Below are 17,857 nucleotides of genomic sequence, written 5' to 3'. Positions count from 1 at the left end.
AAAAAAATAAATCCCTGACAATCAAACGATTTCAGGGATTTTCAGTGCGCCCACCTGGGCTCGAACCAGGGACCAAAAGATTATGAGACTTTTGGCCTGTACCTTTTTACACGGTGCAAAAACTCTATTCGGTGTTGTTGAAGTACCTATTACAAAACGTCTAACAGTAAATGATCTATCAATTGGATTAAAGACAGTTGACAATAAAGACTTTATATCCTTAACCGATATTGCAAGATATAGAAATCAATTGGAACCTTTTTCGGTTATTAATAACTGGCTAAGATCACGCAGTACAATCGAATATTTGGGGCTATGGGAAAAACTGAACAATCCTGATTTTAAACCTATCGAATTCGATAGGTTTAAAAACGAGGCAGGGAGCAATTATTTTACACTTTCTCCTCAACGATGGGCTGATGAAACTCATGCTGTCGGGTTAATTTCTAAATCAGGAAGGTACGGAGGTACTTTTGCGCATAAGGATATCGCATTTGAATTCGCTTCTTGGATATCTCCAGAATTTAAACTTTATCTTATCACGGAGTTTCAACGGCTCAAAGATTATGCGAGTTACTGTAAAAAGACCTTGAAGAACGGAAACACTACTACACATATGTCTTTGAAAATCCTTCGGATATTCTATAACGATGCGATGAAAGAAGAGCTGATACCTTATGCCGTTTCTCCGTTTGAGAAAGTCAAAATTCCGAAAAGTAATGTAGAACGTCAGTACCTCAACAAGCAACAATTGGAAGATTTGGAAAACCTGGATTTAAGCCAGAAGCCTCACGCTGTCGTTCATCGGGATATGTTTTTGTTCAGTGTATATGCAGGTGGTTTGCGTATTAGTGATGTCCTGTTACTACAATGGAAAAGCTATAACGAAGAAACTCAAAAAATTACCAAAGTTATTCAGAAAACACAGAAACAACATACTTTCAAGATAGGAACAAAAGCCGTTGAAATCATCAATAAGTATAAACCAAAGAACCCAAATCCTGATGCTTTTATATTCTCGGTATTAGAAAACCCAGAGAGAATATTTGTAGATGAACAGTTCAAGAGTTTAAAGCTTCGGGGTAAAATCCGTTTGGGTGATGTACATCTGGACAAAATGGGAGAAGAAATCAAATTGCCTTTCAAACTTCATTTTCATTTGAGCCGTCATACTTTTGCTACTAATGCTTTAAACAATGGTATGCGTATCGAGTATGTTTCCAAGTTACTTGACTATTCCTCTATCCGACAAACACAGGTATATGCTAAGATCGTGAGTGAAGAGTTAGATAATGCGGTAGATAATTTTATTTTTTAAAAAATAAAATTTAGACAGATTTGTCTATCTATTAATATTTCATTTATCTTTGCTGATGCAAAAGGATGCAAAATGAAAAATATAGATGCAAAGAGTTTTTTACCTAATCTGGCATTTGTTTGTCTAGGGTTAATCTGGGGAAGTAATTTTCTCTATATGAAATTGGCAACGCAGTATATAAATCCGATACAAGTTGTTTTTCTACGTGTTGTACTAGCAGTGTTTCCAATCATACTATTCGGATTTGTAAAAGGATCATTTAAAAAAGAGCACCTAAAATATTGGTATCATTTTATAATAATGTCCTTACTGGCAGCTGTCGTTTACTACTATTGCTTTGTAGTAGGATCGCATTTATTATACTCAGGTATTGCCGGTGCATTAAGTGGTTCATCTCCTTTATTTTCTTTTGTATTAGCTGCGATATTTCTAAATGAAGAGAAAGTAAGTCTTAGGAAAATTATCGGATTAATACTTGGCTTTTTAGGAGTAATAATTCTGGCAAAACCTTTTGATGCAAGCATTACGGATACTACTTGGCAAGGGATTTTGTATATGATAATAGGATCGATAAGTCTAGGAGCATCATTTATTTATGCAAAAAAAATTGTTAGTCCATTAAAGATTTCGGGTTTGGCATTGACAGCTTATCAACTTATAGGTGCTACAGCCATTCTATGCCTTATAACGCCCTACGATGGTATTACTAATATTTTCAATAATACAGAAGCAACATTAGGACTCGTTGTAGGACTTAGCTTGTTAGGTACAGGTTTAGCATTTCTTATCTATTATTTTATCATCGATAAATTAGGAGCTGTAAAGGCAGCTTCCGTAACCTATATTCCTCCTATTGTAGCTTTAATCATAGGAGCTTTTATTGGAGGAGAGCCTATCATTTTTTCAGATATTATGGGGGCTTTAATTATTCTTTTGGGTGTATATATATTAAAAAAATAAAGCATGAAATCATCAAACAATGTAAGAGAAAACATTCTGAGTACAGCAGCTGATTTGTTTTACAAACAAGGTTATAACTCTACAGGAATCAATCAAATTATTGATGAAGCAGATATTGCAAGAGGTTCACTGTATAATCATTTCAAATCAAAAAACGAATTGTTCTATGCTTACTTAGAAGAAATCAATGAGCGTTGGTTTGAGCAATTATACAGTTACATTAAAAAAATAAAACATCCTAAAGATAGAATTTTAGGCTTGTTTGATTTTCGAATTAAAAGACAGACACAGAGCAGTTTCGGAGGATGTCCTTTTATTAAAGCCAATGCTGAAGTACCTCAAGATGACAAGAAAGCATTTGAAATCATTGATAAAAATAAAATGAAATTCAGGGATTACATTTTGGAACTGCTAAATGATATCACGCTTCAAAATGACCTGTTTACAAAAGAAGAATTGGCAGATACCATTTATATGCTAGCTGAGGGAGCTACTGTTACAGCAAGTTTTCAGAAAAGCAAAGAAATGATTGGTAGAGCTAAAGATATTGTTGACAGACTAATCTGATTTTAAACAGCAATACAGATCAACTCTCTCTAAGATATATAACAACTAATAGAAATTTAAAAATGACTTATAATTTCAAAAATGACTACTCAGTAGGGGCACATCCCAACATTCTAAAAAGCCTAGTAGATACTAATCTTATTCCGCAATTGGGATATGGAGATGATGACTAATCCATAGAGCAAAAGATTTGCTGAAAGAAAAAATTAAAAATCCTAAAGCTGAAATTTTCTTTCTGTCCGGAGGTACACAAACTAATCTGATTGCTATATCTTTTCTTCTAAGGGTTCACGAAGCGGTAATAAGTGCAAAGACAGGACATATTTCTGCAAATGAAACTGGAGCGATTGAAGCGACAGGACATAAAGTTATTACGTATCCGCCCTATGAAGTACGTGTTTGATTACTGAATAATATTTTTAAAGTTCTGGAGATACAGAAATATATTATTTAAAATATACCAAAAGGTATATTATTTATATCTTTGCACTAGATTACATTACTTTAATATCTAGAAACCATGTCAAAGGCAGAAAGAACAAGGGAATTTATAATTCAGAAATCGGCACCTTTATTTAATATCAAAGGTTACGAAAACACGTCCTTGTCCGATATACAGCAAGTTACTAAGTTGACAAAAGGAGCTATTTATGGTAATTTTTCAGACAAAAATGAATTAGCGGCTGCCTCTTTCGAGTATAGTTGTTCTCAAATTACAGAACGAATAAAGGCGATATTAGCTAACTCATCAACTGCAACAGAAGGTTTGATTGCTTATGGAAATTACTATGTAGAAAAATGGGAAACTGTTTTCAATAAAGGTGGCTGCCCTATGCTTAATGCTGCGGTTGAAGCCGATGATAGTTTAGATTATTTAAGAGAAAATGTTCGCAGAAGTGTAAAACGATTTATTGATTTACTTACCTCAACTATTGAAAAAGGGAAATCTGCAAATGAGTTTTCAAAAGATGTAAATGCCGAAGAATATGCTACTCTAATTTTTAGCATTGTGGAAGGCAATATATTGTTAGCAAAAACAATGAATGATCCCAAATATTTTCAGCTTGCAGTAAACAGAATAAAAAAAATTGCTGAAACTGAATTGAAGGTATAAAATTTTTTTTGACCAATAATATACCGAACGGTATAATTTAATACAATTAAGTATGAAAGAAGTATTCATAGTATCGGCTAAAAGAACTCCTATAGGTGGTTTATTAGGAAGCTTGTCCGAATATTCAGCAACTCAATTGGGTGCTATAACAATTCAAAATACTTACGAAAGTATTTCTCTAAATCCTGAATGGATTGATAGTGTATATATGGGAAATGTGTTGAGTGCCGGCATTGGTCAATCACCTGCAAGACAATCTTCAATATTTTCAAAAATTCCCAACACTAAAGATGCCACAACTATCAATAAAGTATGCTCATCTGGGATGAAAGCAACAATTTTGGGCGCACAACAAATCCAAATTGGCGTTGACGAAATAGTGGTTACAGGAGGCATGGAAAGTATGAGTAATGTTCCGCATTATGCATATTTACGCAAAGGGACAAAACTTGGAGGTTTGAACTTCACTGATGGTATGATTAAAGATGGACTGTGGGATGTTTACAACGATTTTCATATGGGAAGTGCAGCAGAATTAGGAGTTAAGAAATATGGACTCACGCGTGAACAATTAGATAATTACGCATTACAGTCTTATAAAAAAGCACAAGAAGCTACTGAACAAGGTAAATTCAAATCTGAAATTGTCCCAATACAGATTAGAAAAAATGCAGAAAATATAATTGTGAACAAGGATGAAGATATTTACAAACTTGTTCCTGAAAAAGTTTCTTTATTAAAACCTGCATTTGAAACTAACGGAAACTTAACCGCAGCTAATTCAAGTAATTTAAATGATGGTGCAGCAGTTCTGTTACTCGCATCCAAAGAAGCTGTTAATAAATATAACCTTAAGCCTTTAGCAAAAATTGTTTCATACGCCGATGCAGCACAAGCACCGGAATGGTTCACAACATCTCCCAGTTTAGCAATTACAAAAGCTTTGAAACAAGCGAATTTGTCGCTAACTGACGTAGATTTTTTCGAAATAAATGAGGCTTATGCATCCGTTATCCTTTCTAATCAACAAATTTTAGATTTTGATTTAAATAAAGTTAATGTGTATGGAGGTGCAGTTGCATTAGGACATCCTATTGGAGCAAGTGGAGCAAGGATTATTGTAACACTCTTAAATGTATTGCAACAAGAAAAAGGCAAATATGGCGTCGCAGCTATCTGTAATGGTGGTGGTGGATCATCTGCTATCGTCATAGAGAATATAAATTTTAATTAAAGACAGATATGAATACAGACAGAAAGCGAGCTTATGAATGGGAAAATCCTTTAGAAACCGTTGAAATTGCAAAAGAAATTTCAGGATTAGAGCTCTTAAATAGAATATTAAACGGAGAACTTCCAGCAGCACCTATTGCAAAAACTTTAGATTTTCATCCTTCAAAAGTTGAAGAAGGAAAAGTTTTGTTTGAATTTACACCTTACGAATTCCATTATAATCCGATAGGAAGTGTGCATGGCGGGATAATTTCTACCGTATTAGATACTGCGATGGGCTGTGCTGTTCACTCTGTTCTACCACGAAATGTTGCATATACCACTTTAGAATTAAAAGTAAATTTTATCAAATCTGTTAGCCTTAAAAGTGGAAAAATGTACGCTGAAGGTCGGTTAATTCATTTGGGAAGAACTACTGCATTAGTAGAAGCTGACCTTCGAAATGAAAATGGGACTTTATATGCACATGCCGTATCAACTTGCATGATATTAAATAACAAATAAATATAGAATTATGAAGAATACAAAGACAATTTGCTTTTTATTAAGCCTTAGTGTTTCCTTATTAAGCATCGGATTTACAAACAATTTAAACGCTCAAACAAAAACGACTGTGAAACAAATCGAATACGAAACAAAAACCATCAAAGTAAATGACGATGATTTTGCATATAGAATAGTAGAAAACAACAGTAACACAAATATTCCGATTATTTTATTGAACCATACACGTGGAAATCTTGATAATTGGGATCCTGCTTTAATTAATAAATTAGCATCAGAACGCACTGTAATCACCTTTAATAATAGAGGTGTCGCAAGTTCCAGTGGACAAACCCCTGAAAGTTTTGCACAAATGGCAGAAGATGCTTTTCAATTCATAAAAGCACTTAAATATGAAAAAGTTGATATACTTGGTTTTTCAATAGGTGGTTGTGTTGCTCAAGAATTATTAATGCAACACCAAGATATTGTTCGAAAAGCAGTCATTGCCGGATCTGCACCTTTGGGAGCTAGAAGTATTAATAAACGTGATCCAGAAATTGCAGCTTTGGTTCAAAGAGCCTCATCCTTAGGATTGAAAGAATTTCAAGCGCTCTTTTTTAATGCTTCTGATAACAGCCGTAAGTTGGGCGAAGATTTTTGGAATCGCAAAGCCGAGAGTAAATATCCTAAAGATGTTGAGGTTGGAATCGAATCAGCTAAAGCACAAGCTATCGCGCGTGAAAATTGGGGAAATGACGAGTTAATCGTTTCTGATTATAAAAAGATAACCACTCCAATCTTAGTTACGGGTGGAAAAACAGACGTCCAAATGCCTGTCCAAAATTCGATGGAATTATTTAATCTATTACCAAACGCCCAGCTTATTTTATATCCTGATGCAGGACACGGTTTCCTTTTTCAATATTATGACCTTTTTGGTGGAGATGTAAATAGATTTTTGAACTCAAAATAATTATTTTAAATGGAACAGCATTCAAACAAGTGGTTGCAACACTTTATTTTACTGGTCGGTCCATTGCTTACAGTGATCGATATTTTCATCGTGAATATTGCTGTTCCATCTATACAGCAAGACCTCTCTGCAACCGATGCCCAAATGGAAATGATTATCGTTTTTTATCTTTTGGGATATGCTTCTTTTCAGGTATTGGGTAGCCGATCAGGTGATATATATGGACGTAAGAAGATATTCCTGTGGGGAATGTTCTTCTTTGTTGTCACTTCTTGTATATGTGGTTTTGCGAACAGCGCAACAACAATTATTATTGCTCGATTTTTTCAGGGAATCAGTGGCGCATTTATGCAATCACAAGCTCTTGCATATTTACAGGAACTATTTCCGGAAACAAAAGAAAGAACCAAAGCCCTTGGCTATCTCGGTATTACATTAGGAATCGCCTCGTTGATTGGACAGTTTTTAGGAGGATATCTTTCAGAATTAGATACATTTATTTCTGGTTGGCGATTCATCTTTTTTATTAATCTTCCAATTGGAATTGCTGCACTAATTGCAGCGAAAAAACATCTACAGAATACCAAATTAAATGCTGAAGAAAAATTAGATGTTTCCGGTGTTGTTCTGTTTACACTGGCTCTTGGATCTTTCATCTATCCGTTGACGGAAGGTCGAGAGTTAGGATATCCACTTTGGAGTTTTGTCATGCTTTTTTCTTCATTGGCACTATTTATCTACTTTATAGTAGATCAAAAGAAAAAATTGAAACTAGGCAGATACCCATTAATGGACGTACGCTTGTTTAAGATAATGGATTATAATTTGGGGTTGGTTCTTGTTACATTTTACTTTATGATGCATACATCATATTACCTATTGTCTACGATTTATTTGCAAAATGGTTTGCATTTGACACCATTTGAGACTGGGAAATATTTTGTAGCCTCAGGGGTTTTATTCATGGCAGCTTCATTTCTTTCGGTTAGGCTTGTCAATAAATATGGGAAAAAACCGATACAATTGAGCGCTGTACTAATGATTTTCGTTTATGTGTTACAGCTATATTACTTTAATCAACAGCCAAGTGATTTAATTCTGTTAACTATAATTCCGCTACAAGGATTCTGCGGTGGTTTAATTTTGCCAAGCCTCATAAACTTGACATTAAAGAATGTTCCACCCCAGTTTGTAGGTATCGCATCAGGTACTTATAATACGATTCAACAGGTCGCTTCCTCAATGGGAATTTGCTTTATTGCAGGATTATTCTTTAATATAGTTCAATCAACTCAGGATTATGTTTCTGCATTTCATTATAGCTTGTATGCAGGCATTGCGTGTCTTATTGTAACCTTTATTGTTTTGTATTTTATTCAGGATATAAAACGTCACAAAACTTCAAAGGATGGCTAAGGTTTTAACAACTTACCTCGATAAAGGAAATTTTCCTTATCAGGAAGCATTGGTCTTACAACAAAGTATCAGACAGGATATTGTCGAGCGTAAAATGCAAAAAATTGATACTTCGAAAAGCAATGTATTAATTCTATGCGAACATGATCCAATATTAACTTTTGGCAGTTCTGCTAAAGAAAGTGCTTTACTCATTCCAAGAGATAAACTGTCAGATGTAGGTTTATCTTATACTAATATAAAACGCGGTGGATCAATAACATTTCATGGAACTGGGCAAATAGTAGGCTATCCTGTGCTAGACCTTGAAAACTTTAAAACCGATGTTAGATGGTATATACGGAGTTTGGCAGAGGTAATAATTCACACTTTAAAAGAATATGGAATTGACGGCTATTACGATGTCGATTTTCCCGGAATATGGATCAATGATTACACCACTGGAGTCAAAAAGAAAATCTGTGCATTTGGTGTTCATTTATCTCGCTGGGTGACCAACCACGGTTTTGCTTTTAACATAAACAACTCCCTTGATTATTATCAATATTTTGTGCCTTGTGGGATTAATGAACCTAACCGAACAGTCACTACTCTATAGAGTAGCAAATGGGAAGAACAGTAGATATAGAGGAAATCAAGAAAATACTTTTGTCAAATTTTTCGATAGTATTTTCCACAGAACTAGTAAAATAACAAACGTATGAAAAGAGTAGTAATTACGGGGCTTGGAGCATTAACGCCCCTTGGAAATAACGTTGATGATTTTTGGAAATCACTTATAAATGGAGTTAGCGGAACTAATCTCATTACCAAATTTGACACTTCGAAATTCAAAACAAGGTTTGCTTGTGAACTCAAGGGTTTTGACCCATTAAATCACATTGAAAAAGCAGAAGCAAGAAAGTACGACTTATTTACACAGTATGCTTTAGTTTCTGTAGAAGAAGCCGTAAACAATGCCAATATCAATTTTGAAACATTGAACAAGAATCGTATCGGTGTTATTTGGGGATCGGGAAATGGTGGCATTGGCACTTTCCAACAACAGGTGATGGAGTTTGCAACAGGTGACGGCACACCTCGTTTTAATCCATTTTTTATACCGAAGATGATCGTTGATATTGCTTCAGGTGTCATTTCTATAAAGTATGGTTTAAGGGGAATAAATTTCACAACTGTTTCGGCTTGCGCAACTTCTAATACTGCAATTATCGATGCTTTTAACTACATCCGTTGGGGAAAAGCCGATATGATGATTACAGGTGGTTCTGAAGCTCCAATTAACGAAAGTAGTATTGGAGGTTTTAATGCTTCAAGAGCATTGTCTACTTTAAATGATAATCCACAAATCGCATCTCGTCCGTTTGATATAAACAGAGATGGTTTTGTAATGGGAGAAGGCGCAGGTGCTATTATATTAGAAGAATATGAACACGCAATAAAACGTAATGCTCCAATCATTGCAGAAATTGTTGGAGGTGGTATGGCTGCGGATGCATATCATCTTACAGGAACACATCCTGAAGGTGAAGGTGCGTATTTAGGTATGTTAGCCGCTTTAGAAGATGCTAATATTTCTGCTGATGATATCGATTATCTGAATACACACGCTACCTCAACACCTCAAGGAGATTTAAGCGAGTTAAAAGCAGTAGAACGAGTTTTTGGAACGAAAAACAAACTAAACATTAGCGCAACTAAATCAATGACGGGACACTTATTAGGCGCAGCTGGAGCAATCGAAGCAATTGCCTGCATTTTGTCTGTGAAAGAGGATATCGTTCCGCCAACAATTAATTCAGTAGATATTGAACCGGAATTTAAAGATGTTTTTAACCTTACGTTGAATACTGCACAAAAAAGACGTGTAAACTACTCAATGAGCAACACCTTTGGATTTGGTGGACATATTGCGACTACTATTTTTAAAAAATACGAATAAATTTTTATGCCCCATAATCATCAAATAAAGCATGTTGTTCAATTCCCTGAACAAACGGCTGTTCTACAAGAACAGTCCGAAAATGCTTTATTTGATATTTTGATTGAAGACAGTAAATTAAAATTTAAAGACAAAGCATTACCTGATGATTTTTATAGATTTGGATTAAGGTAAGAAAGAATAATTCCCCACGCTCTGCCAACACACAAAAAAAGTCGGCTTTAGCCAGACCCACCGCACAAGCCCACCGCTTCGTCTGTCTTCTATGGCATTGCCGCCGTTTGCAACTGTCATACTTTTTGCGTTGTTTTTACCAACGCTCCACAGCACATTGCTATTCTCGTTCCTGCGGTGGCAAAGAGCTGTCCAACACTAAAAAACAAAGCAAAAAGACACTGCACTCCAACCACCACCACCGTTCCGTTTATGCCAGTATGTAAATCGGCGGAAGCTAAGTTACATAATGTGGCATTATAGTACATTTTCCCCACGCTTATAGGCGACTATGCCAACGCAAAAATGTCCTATAATAACATTATGCAAAATAGCCAATGCCATAGTCTTCACCCCGAAAAATATCCCAACGCTCAAATGCCAACGCTAATATTTTTCGGGGTTCAGAAGCCGTATTTTTTCTTCCCACCGCACAGCCCACGCTTCTTTGCCACGCTTTACGGTAGCCTCTGGCTTCCGTTCCATCCTCTAAGTTGATTTTCTTCATTACTGAAGTTAAACGTCCTGTAACCTTGCTATCTGCCATTTTGGACATCAGCGAAGAAAGAGCGGTTCTGACCGATTTGCCAGCCCTGGCACATCCACCAAATTCGTTCATATTCTCACGCGTACGTTCAAATTCGGGAGCAGTTTTGATTTGTTCAGCGGTGGGACCGCCAACCATTCCGGCGAAAAATCCTTTTTGACCTTTTATCTTGAAGTGTCGCACATCGCCAATCGTTCCGACATACTTCATAAGTCCTTTTTGTCTTGCCATTTTACTAAAAATTAAAGAGTTAATAAATACTTTGCTGCAGCTTTTACAAAGTTCACTCTCTTGGTTTTTATCGACAATATACAAGGTGTTGTAATGCAGTGTAATACGGTGCTAACGCACCGAAACGAACACTTTCTGAAAGTCAGTACAGCAATCAAATGGAAGTAATTGAAGAAAATCTAAAATTCAGACAATAAAAAAAGAGAACATTTTTGTAATCAAAATGATCTCTTTTCAATTTCTTTTTTGGGATTATACACTACATTCAAAAAGTTGTACTTATGTTGTACTTTTTGTAACTAAGTAAGCTAAAACCCTTTATTTATAAGGTATTACAAACGTTTTACGTAAAACTGCTTGTTAATTCCATAATATCACATAATGAGACCTATGGTAAATACGTTACCGTTTACTGATTCAAATATAGTGATTTGCATTTTTAAAAACTAATTTCTTTAGTTATCAAAAAAAATACTTGTTACATTTAGATCAAGGATTATGATTTCATAAGTATCATTATAACACGTGGAAATTATGAGTAAAAGTAAAATATCCACCACACTGAAGAGCATAAGTGACGAAGTTCTTGTATTAAATAAAATCTGCGAGTTCAGAGGGCAAAAGGTCATGCTGGATAATGATCTTGCAGAATTATATGGTGTGGAAACGCGTAGGCTTAAGGAGCAGGTTAGAAGAAATATCATCCGATTTCCTGAACATTTTATGTTCGAGTTAACGAAAGAAGAGTATGATATAATTCTAAGATCGCAAAATGCGACCTTAGAACGGGGGCGCTATTCGAAGTACCTTCCTTTCGTATTTACAGAACATGGTGTATTGATGCTTTCAAACGTTCTAAAAACAGAACAGGCCATCACAATGAGTATTCGAATAATAGATGTCTTTGTCAAGCTTAGGGATATGGTATATATCAACACTGAAATGAAGTTGGAAATAGCCGAGATCAAATACACCGTAGAACAAATCGCCAAGAAACAAAAAGGTCACGACCAAAATATTGAACTGCTCTTCGAATACATCGACCGATTGCAAGAAAATACGGAACCGCGCTCCCGTAAAGGTGTAACCGTAGTGAAAGGTTTTGATATTGGACGCAATAAAAAGTGAGATTCGATTAATCTTTCTGTCTATTGTACTGTCCAATAAATAATTGATTTTTTTTAGTAAATTTGGATATGGAAAAGTTGGTAATAGAGTTAAAGAATCACAAAGCATACCGCTTGTTGAAGGAGCTTGAAGAATTGAACCTCATCAAGATGATCAAAACACCTTCTACAAAGCTATCCTCTTTGCGCAATAAAGTACAGGACAACATGAGTGATTCCCAGATCGACGAACAGCTACAAAACCTAAGAGAAGAATGGCAAAGGGATATCTCATAGATACTTCGGCTGTCATCAAATACCTAAATGGTACTTTCCCCGAAAAGAGCCTTGAACGATTAGACAGGATCTTGGACAAGGAGAGTATCGTCTCATTCATCACCGAGATAGAGCTACAAGTATGGAACCCTCCTAACGCACAGGATATCGAAATCTACCTACAATTTATAATGGGTTCGACCGTATTGGGCATAGAGGAATCCATTATCCAAGAAACCATTCGGATCAGAAAAAACTACAACCTGAAACTACCCGATGCTTTAATAGCCGCTACTGCCATGGTATATAAACTCACCTTGGTGGCCGACAATGACAAAGACTTCCTAAGGGTTCCCTCATTGAAATACCTCAATCCAAAAGAAGTCTAATTTGGCATTCTAGTTGACGAATGCGCATATATTCACATTGCCATCAATTTTTCCGAACCAATTATATAGCTACCTCAAAAGCGGTGATACAGAAAGTATGGGAGGAGTTTAGGAATTAATCGTTATATTTGTGTGTAGAACATTTTAAAAACAGTACAGTATGACTACGATAACGGCAAAAATCCCAAACAGCAAAGACGTAAAAGTCCTAAAGGAAATACTGGAACGCTTCGGAATCCAATATACCGTTGATGAGTCTGCCGAGAGTTATGTTTTTACAGATGCTCAATTAGCAGACTTCGAAAAATCCAAACAAGAGTTCTTGGATGGTAAGACTACTGCAAAAAGTTGGGATGACATAAAGAAAGACTTGGAAAGTGTATACCCTTAAGCGGAGAATGAACTACATGACTCTTGCGATTGGTACGAACAAAAGAGAAAGGGATTAGCACACCAATTTCTCAAAGAACTGGGAACAAGGTTCAAACTAATCACCAAAAACCCCAAACTATACCAGATACAGGCGACAGAGACTTCCGTTGTACACCACTCAAAAAATTTCCTTTTATTATCGTCTATTGATACGATGAAAACCTCAAAACGGTATTTGTCGTGTCTATTTTCCATACAAGTAGAGAACCATTTGTGTAATATTAGCCAACAAGGCTAAATAAAGAAGCATTGATAGAAGTAACCAAAAAACCATCTGAACGCAAAGCCAATAAGCCGGACGTAGTCATGGCTAATATATACAACTGTTTATCAACTATATATAATTTTATCTTTATTTACCATTTCATATTAAACTAAAAATATTAGTAATTTTACGTTTTGAAAATGCTTCTCTCTGGAAGGTTGTTTTCAAAGGGATAAAAAAAAGAAAGGAGGTAAGATATGAATCGGAGTATCGTGCATTGTGACCTTGATACCTTTTTTGTATCAGTGGAACGTTTGCTCAATAATGACTTGATGGGGAAGCCTATTTTGATAGGCGGTTCGTCCGACCGTGGAGTAGTGGCATCGTGTTCTTATGAAGCCCGAAAGTTTGGCATCCACTCGGGTATGCCGATGAGACTGGCGAGACAGCTTTGCCCCGATGCTATATTGGTACGAGGTGATCATGATATGTACAGCAAGTATTCCAAGATGGTCACCGAAATAATCGAGGAGCGTGTTCCCCTCGTCGAGAAGGCCTCCATTGACGAACATTATCTTGACCTAACGGGGATGGATCGGTTTTTCGGCTGTTGGCAATGGACACGGGAGCTGCGTCAGCATATCATAAAAGAAACAGGGCTTCCGATCAGCTTTGGCCTGTCGGTCAATAAGACCGTTTCCAAAATAGCTACGGGACAGGCAAAGCCCAGCGGAGAGCTGCATGTACATGGGGGTACTGAAAAACCATTTCTCGCTCCATTAAGCATTCGTAAAATCCCGATGGTGGGACAAAAATCATATTCCTTGCTGCGTAATATGGGGATTGACAAAATCGCAACGATACAGCAGATGGAAGTCTCTACGATGGAGAGTGTACTAGGAATGAATGGCGTGAGTATATGGAAAAAGGCAAACGGACTGGACGATAGCCCTGTATTGCCATTTCACGAGCAGAAGAGCATGAGCAAGGAGACTACTTTTCAGCAGGATACCATTGATATGGACTTGCTCAAACAGACGCTTATTGGCATGGTTGACACGCTTGCTTTTGAACTGCGCAAAGAGCGAAAATTGACTGGCTGTGTCACGCTGAAAATACGGTATTCCAACTTTGTAGATACACATACTAAACAGGTGCAGATCGGTTATACCAATTCAGACAGGCTACTTACTGAAAAGGTATTGATGCTGTTTAAAAAACTCTATAGTCGAAGGATGTTGATTCGTCTGATCGGGGTCAAGTTTTCCAGTCTGATTCACGGTTCTTATCAAACGGATCTATTCAGCGACAATACGGAGGAGATTAACCTACTGCAAGCGATGGATAAAATCCGCGCTCGCTATGGAGCGAAATTTATCGTAAAGGCTATCTGTGCACCACCACGGAATCAAAGGGGGTAACGATGTTGTTGAATATACATAGTTATTACAGCTTGCGGTATGGAACATTAAGCCTCGAAGATTTATTGTCTGGTATGATCGTAAACGGGTATGATACTGCCGTGCTCACTGACATTAATAACAGTTCTGCATCACTGGACTTTATTCGGCTTGCGCGGAAAAGTGGACTTAATGCGCTCGCAGGCATGGAATTTCGTGAAGGCGATAAGCTATGTTTTGTCGCTATCGCCCGCAATGAAAACGGCTTTAAAGAGATTAACGACTATCGCACATTGCTCAATAGGGACAAAAGACCTGTTCCCGATCTGGCTCCCGATTTTAACGATGTTTTCATCATTTACCCCTTTAGAAGGCTAAACGAAATTGTGCTGCGCGATAATGAATATGTAGGCGTTCGCCCGTCTGATCGGTCAAAGGCAATTCTGCTGCAAAAGGGACTGCTTGACCGTTGCGTTATCTTCGCTCCGGTAAGTTTCCGAAGATCGGAACATACATTTCACAAGCAATTGCGGGCTATTGACAATAACCTGCTTATCTCACAGTTGCAACCGGAACAGATAGCGCCTATTGACGAAGTTTTCATACCAAAAACAAAGTTGATGCATTTATTTGCCGAACTTCCGCAATTGCTCTCCAATACCAATCGTTTGTTAAGTCAATGTTCGTTTTCTTTGGATTTCACGACTGTAAAGAACAAGGCTACTTACACGGGGAATCGATATAATGATAAACAACTTCTTCAGAGGTATACACTGGACGGGTTGAGTAAGAGGTATGCCAAAGGCGATAAACAGGCTATCGAGCGAATACAGCGGGAGTTGGAGATAATCGAAGAGTTAAGTTTTTCGAGTTATTTCCTGATAACGGACGACATTTGCCGTTATGCGCGTAGACGGGACTTTCATTATGTAGGCCGTGGTTCGGGTGCCAATTCGGCGGTAGCATACTGCTTGGGCATTACAGATGTTGACCCCATTGCATTGAAGTTGCCTTTTGAACGTTTCCTTAATCCAAAACGCAAAAGCCCGCCGGATTTCGATATTGACTTTTCGTGGAATGAGCGTGACGAAATGTATGACTATATTTTCAACAGATACCAAACAGGGCACACCGCGCTGATGGGCGCAATGAGTACATTTCGTTCGCGGAGCATACTGCGCGAGCTTGGGAAAGTGTACGGTCTGCCTAAAAGTGAAATTGATCGGTTGGTTGACGAGCCGGAACACATGCTGAACAAAAATGAAGTAACAAATACGATCTTATCTGTCTATAATCGTATGGCTGATTTTCCCAACCAAAGGACTATACACGCGAGCGGTGTGCTGATTTCGGAGATGCCCTTAACTTATTACTCGGCAATGGACTACCCGCCCAAAGGTTTGCCCACCATGCAGTTTGATATGTATGTGGCGGAAGACATAGGCTTCGAAAAATTCGACATTTTATCGCAAAGGGGTATAGGACATATAAAAGACTGTAAGGAGATTGTGAAGTTAAATCGAGGGGTTGACATCAGTACGGATAATCCCAAACGCTTCTTTGACGATCCGAAGATAGCGGAACAGTTGCGGTCAGCAAACTCAATAGGATGTTTTTACATTGAAAGCCCTGCCATGCGTCAATTGCTCTGTAAACTCCGGTGTGATGATTATCTGACATTGGTTGCTGCGTCTTCAATCATTCGACCAGGTGTTTCTTCTTCGGGTATGATGGCGGAATATATACGTCGTCATCATGACCCTTCCTTAGCGGTCTACCCGCATCCGGTATTTAAACAGGAACTTGAGGAAACATACGGGGTTATGGTTTACCAAGAAGATGTGATGAAAATCGCTAACGCTTATGGTGGCCTTGACATGGCGGATGCCGATGTACTCCGTAGGATGATGTCCGGGAAGTACCGCAGCAAAGAACATCTTATTGAAATTGAGGATAAGTATTTTGCCAACTGTAAAGCAAAGGGCTATGATGAAAAGATCAGCCGCGAAATTTGGCGACAAATGGAGAGCTTTGCAGGCTATAGTTTCAATAAGGCGCATAGTGCCAGTTTTGCTGTCGAAAGTTACCAAAGTTTGTATTTGAAAACATATTTCCCATTGGAGTTTATGGTTTCTGTCTTAAATAATTATGGTGGTTTTTATAACAGAAAAGTATATGTAAATGAAGCAAAGGTATCAGGCGCAACGATCTGTCTGCCATGTGTAAATAGGTCGGTCTATAATACAATCATTTACGGTAAAGATATATACTTAGGCTTCGATGGTCTGCAAAATCTTGAGAGCAAATTGGCGCGCCGTATTGCTGAAGAAAGGCAATTGAACGGGAATTATAAAAGTCTGGAGAACTTTATTATGCGGACAGGAGCAGGATTGGAGCAGTTAATCATTCTTATCCGTATCGGTGCTTTTCGATTCTTGGGCATCGGGAAGAAACACCTGCTATGGGAAGCACATATTTTGCTGTCGGGAAAAAAAGGAGACTCGAATCCTAGACTCTTTGAAACTACAGGCAGGAAGCCTGTACTTCCGAAGCTTGAAACTTCCGTCATTGAGGATTATTATGATGAAATCGAGTTAATGGGATTCATTGTAAGCGGAACAATGTTTGACCTTGCTAAGAGTGATTTTAGGGGCGATGCAAAAGCTAATGACTTATTGCGCTATAAGGGTAAAACAATCCGTATGGTAGGCGACTTTGTGACAGAGAAGTACGTAAAAACAAAGCGTGGCGAGCAAATGCGATTTGGAACATTTTTAGATATTGAGGGGATTTTTTTTGATACGGTGCATTTTCCACCATCACTGGCTAAGTTTCCGCTTCGGGGCGCTGGGTTATATCTGATAGAAGGTAAAGTTGTCGTAGAGTTTGGTTGTCCAGCCATTGAAGTCACACGGTGTGGCAAGATGCCGTTAAGACGTGACCCAAGGGCTGAATAATCTAAGATGAATTCTTTTACAACCAAATATTCCGATATGTCTAATAAGTACTATGTTTCAACATTAATAAACAATTAGCAAAATTGTATCGT

The 17,857-nt window shown here is 37.4% G+C and carries 19 protein-coding genes; 18 read left to right on the top strand and 1 reads right to left on the bottom strand.

Annotated features, from left to right (window positions below; translation table 11 throughout):
- Window positions 1–82: 82 nt before the first annotated feature.
- From BM375_RS17480 to BM375_RS17180, 12 genes are all read left to right on the top strand, one after another.
- Entirely contained in the window at window positions 83–1,318 is a 1,236-nt protein-coding gene (locus tag BM375_RS17480; protein ID WP_244525868.1) for a KilA-N domain-containing protein, read from the top strand.
- 72 nt (window positions 1,319–1,390) lie between these two features.
- Window positions 1,391–2,278 carry a DMT family transporter gene (locus BM375_RS09685; RefSeq protein WP_013634528.1) on the top strand — a complete coding sequence of 296 codons (888 nt, stop codon included), beginning with the start codon at window positions 1,391–1,393 and terminating at the stop codon, window positions 2,276–2,278.
- Between the two features lie 3 nt (window positions 2,279–2,281).
- Window positions 2,282–2,845, top strand: coding sequence for a TetR/AcrR family transcriptional regulator (locus BM375_RS09680; RefSeq protein ID WP_093365619.1), 564 nt, complete (start codon window positions 2,282–2,284; stop codon window positions 2,843–2,845).
- A 190-nt stretch (window positions 2,846–3,035) separates the two neighbouring features.
- Window positions 3,036–3,248 (top strand): beta-eliminating lyase-related protein, encoded by a 213-nt coding sequence (locus tag BM375_RS17475; protein ID WP_093365617.1) that lies wholly within the window; start codon window positions 3,036–3,038, stop codon window positions 3,246–3,248.
- 117 nt (window positions 3,249–3,365) lie between these two features.
- Window positions 3,366–3,959 (top strand): TetR/AcrR family transcriptional regulator, encoded by a 594-nt coding sequence (locus BM375_RS09670; RefSeq protein WP_013634526.1) that lies wholly within the window; start codon window positions 3,366–3,368, stop codon window positions 3,957–3,959.
- 52 nt (window positions 3,960–4,011) lie between these two features.
- Window positions 4,012–5,193: an acetyl-CoA C-acyltransferase gene (locus tag BM375_RS09665; protein WP_093365615.1), complete on the top strand. Its 1,182-nt coding sequence runs from the start codon at window positions 4,012–4,014 to the stop codon at window positions 5,191–5,193.
- A gap of 8 nt (window positions 5,194–5,201) precedes the next feature.
- Window positions 5,202–5,696: a PaaI family thioesterase gene (locus BM375_RS09660; RefSeq protein ID WP_093365613.1), complete on the top strand. Its 495-nt coding sequence runs from the start codon at window positions 5,202–5,204 to the stop codon at window positions 5,694–5,696.
- A 10-nt stretch (window positions 5,697–5,706) separates the two neighbouring features.
- Window positions 5,707–6,651: an alpha/beta fold hydrolase gene (locus BM375_RS09655; RefSeq protein ID WP_093365611.1), complete on the top strand. Its 945-nt coding sequence runs from the start codon at window positions 5,707–5,709 to the stop codon at window positions 6,649–6,651.
- 9 nt (window positions 6,652–6,660) lie between these two features.
- Entirely contained in the window at window positions 6,661–8,067 is a 1,407-nt protein-coding gene (locus BM375_RS09650; protein ID WP_093365609.1) for an MFS transporter, read from the top strand.
- Window positions 8,060–8,665 (top strand): lipoyl(octanoyl) transferase LipB, encoded by a 606-nt coding sequence (gene lipB / locus BM375_RS09645; protein ID WP_093365607.1) that lies wholly within the window; start codon window positions 8,060–8,062, stop codon window positions 8,663–8,665. The genes BM375_RS09650 and lipB overlap by 8 nt, the downstream gene beginning before the upstream one ends.
- Before the next feature lie 102 nt (window positions 8,666–8,767).
- On the top strand, window positions 8,768–10,009 hold the full coding sequence (gene fabF / locus BM375_RS09640; protein WP_093365605.1) for a beta-ketoacyl-ACP synthase II: 1,242 nt from the start codon (window positions 8,768–8,770) through the stop codon (window positions 10,007–10,009).
- A gap of 6 nt (window positions 10,010–10,015) precedes the next feature.
- On the top strand, window positions 10,016–10,183 hold the full coding sequence (locus BM375_RS17180; protein WP_170852630.1) for a hypothetical protein: 168 nt from the start codon (window positions 10,016–10,018) through the stop codon (window positions 10,181–10,183).
- A 361-nt stretch (window positions 10,184–10,544) separates the two neighbouring features.
- Here the strand turns inward: BM375_RS17180 and BM375_RS09630 are convergent, their stop codons facing one another.
- Window positions 10,545–11,000 (bottom strand): hypothetical protein, encoded by a 456-nt coding sequence (locus BM375_RS09630; RefSeq protein WP_244525867.1) that lies wholly within the window; start codon window positions 10,998–11,000, stop codon window positions 10,545–10,547.
- A gap of 534 nt (window positions 11,001–11,534) precedes the next feature.
- On the opposite strand from BM375_RS09630, the gene BM375_RS09625 reads away from it, so the two are divergent.
- The 6 genes from BM375_RS09625 (at window position 11,535) to BM375_RS09600 (ending at window position 17,765) form a co-directional block, all read left to right on the top strand.
- A complete protein-coding gene (locus BM375_RS09625; protein ID WP_170852631.1) occupies window positions 11,535–12,128 on the top strand; it encodes an ORF6N domain-containing protein in 594 nt (197 codons plus the stop codon).
- Between the two features lie 68 nt (window positions 12,129–12,196).
- Window positions 12,197–12,403, top strand: coding sequence for a hypothetical protein (locus BM375_RS09620; RefSeq protein ID WP_093365602.1), 207 nt, complete (start codon window positions 12,197–12,199; stop codon window positions 12,401–12,403).
- Window positions 12,382–12,771, top strand: coding sequence for a type II toxin-antitoxin system VapC family toxin (locus BM375_RS09615; protein ID WP_093365600.1), 390 nt, complete (start codon window positions 12,382–12,384; stop codon window positions 12,769–12,771). The genes BM375_RS09620 and BM375_RS09615 overlap by 22 nt, the downstream gene beginning before the upstream one ends.
- A 160-nt stretch (window positions 12,772–12,931) precedes the next feature.
- On the top strand, window positions 12,932–13,162 hold the full coding sequence (locus BM375_RS09610) for a hypothetical protein (RefSeq protein ID WP_093365599.1): 231 nt from the start codon (window positions 12,932–12,934) through the stop codon (window positions 13,160–13,162).
- 503 nt (window positions 13,163–13,665) lie between these two features.
- Window positions 13,666–14,829, top strand: a complete 1,164-nt coding sequence (gene dinB / locus BM375_RS09605; protein WP_093365597.1) for a DNA polymerase IV — start codon at window positions 13,666–13,668, stop codon at window positions 14,827–14,829.
- A gap of 2 nt (window positions 14,830–14,831) precedes the next feature.
- Entirely contained in the window at window positions 14,832–17,765 is a 2,934-nt protein-coding gene (locus BM375_RS09600) for a DNA polymerase III subunit alpha (protein WP_093365595.1), read from the top strand.
- Window positions 17,766–17,857 lie beyond the last annotated feature (92 nt).

Source organism: Sphingobacterium wenxiniae, assembly GCF_900116225.1.
GTDB lineage: Bacteria > Bacteroidota > Bacteroidia > Sphingobacteriales > Sphingobacteriaceae > Sphingobacterium > Sphingobacterium wenxiniae.
Note: the sequence above shows the minus strand (reverse complement) of the source record. Positions and strands in the feature narration are given on the sequence as shown.

Coding starts and splice junctions, on each gene's coding strand:
- BM375_RS17480 (WP_244525868.1), top strand. CDS start 83: ATGAGACTTTTGGCCTGTACCTTTTTACACGGTGCAAAAACTCTATTC.
- BM375_RS09685 (WP_013634528.1), top strand. CDS start 1,391: ATGAAAAATATAGATGCAAAGAGTTTTTTACCTAATCTGGCATTTGTT.
- BM375_RS09680 (WP_093365619.1), top strand. CDS start 2,282: ATGAAATCATCAAACAATGTAAGAGAAAACATTCTGAGTACAGCAGCT.
- BM375_RS09670 (WP_013634526.1), top strand. CDS start 3,366: ATGTCAAAGGCAGAAAGAACAAGGGAATTTATAATTCAGAAATCGGCA.
- BM375_RS09665 (WP_093365615.1), top strand. CDS start 4,012: ATGAAAGAAGTATTCATAGTATCGGCTAAAAGAACTCCTATAGGTGGT.
- BM375_RS09660 (WP_093365613.1), top strand. CDS start 5,202: ATGAATACAGACAGAAAGCGAGCTTATGAATGGGAAAATCCTTTAGAA.
- BM375_RS09655 (WP_093365611.1), top strand. CDS start 5,707: ATGAAGAATACAAAGACAATTTGCTTTTTATTAAGCCTTAGTGTTTCC.
- BM375_RS09650 (WP_093365609.1), top strand. CDS start 6,661: ATGGAACAGCATTCAAACAAGTGGTTGCAACACTTTATTTTACTGGTC.
- lipB (WP_093365607.1), top strand. CDS start 8,060: ATGGCTAAGGTTTTAACAACTTACCTCGATAAAGGAAATTTTCCTTAT.
- fabF (WP_093365605.1), top strand. CDS start 8,768: ATGAAAAGAGTAGTAATTACGGGGCTTGGAGCATTAACGCCCCTTGGA.
- BM375_RS17180 (WP_170852630.1), top strand. CDS start 10,016: ATGCCCCATAATCATCAAATAAAGCATGTTGTTCAATTCCCTGAACAA.
- BM375_RS09630 (WP_244525867.1), bottom strand. CDS start 11,000: ATGGCAAGACAAAAAGGACTTATGAAGTATGTCGGAACGATTGGCGAT.
- BM375_RS09625 (WP_170852631.1), top strand. CDS start 11,535: ATGAGTAAAAGTAAAATATCCACCACACTGAAGAGCATAAGTGACGAA.
- BM375_RS09620 (WP_093365602.1), top strand. CDS start 12,197: ATGGAAAAGTTGGTAATAGAGTTAAAGAATCACAAAGCATACCGCTTG.
- BM375_RS09615 (WP_093365600.1), top strand. CDS start 12,382: ATGGCAAAGGGATATCTCATAGATACTTCGGCTGTCATCAAATACCTA.
- BM375_RS09610 (WP_093365599.1), top strand. CDS start 12,932: ATGACTACGATAACGGCAAAAATCCCAAACAGCAAAGACGTAAAAGTC.
- dinB (WP_093365597.1), top strand. CDS start 13,666: ATGAATCGGAGTATCGTGCATTGTGACCTTGATACCTTTTTTGTATCA.
- BM375_RS09600 (WP_093365595.1), top strand. CDS start 14,832: ATGTTGTTGAATATACATAGTTATTACAGCTTGCGGTATGGAACATTA.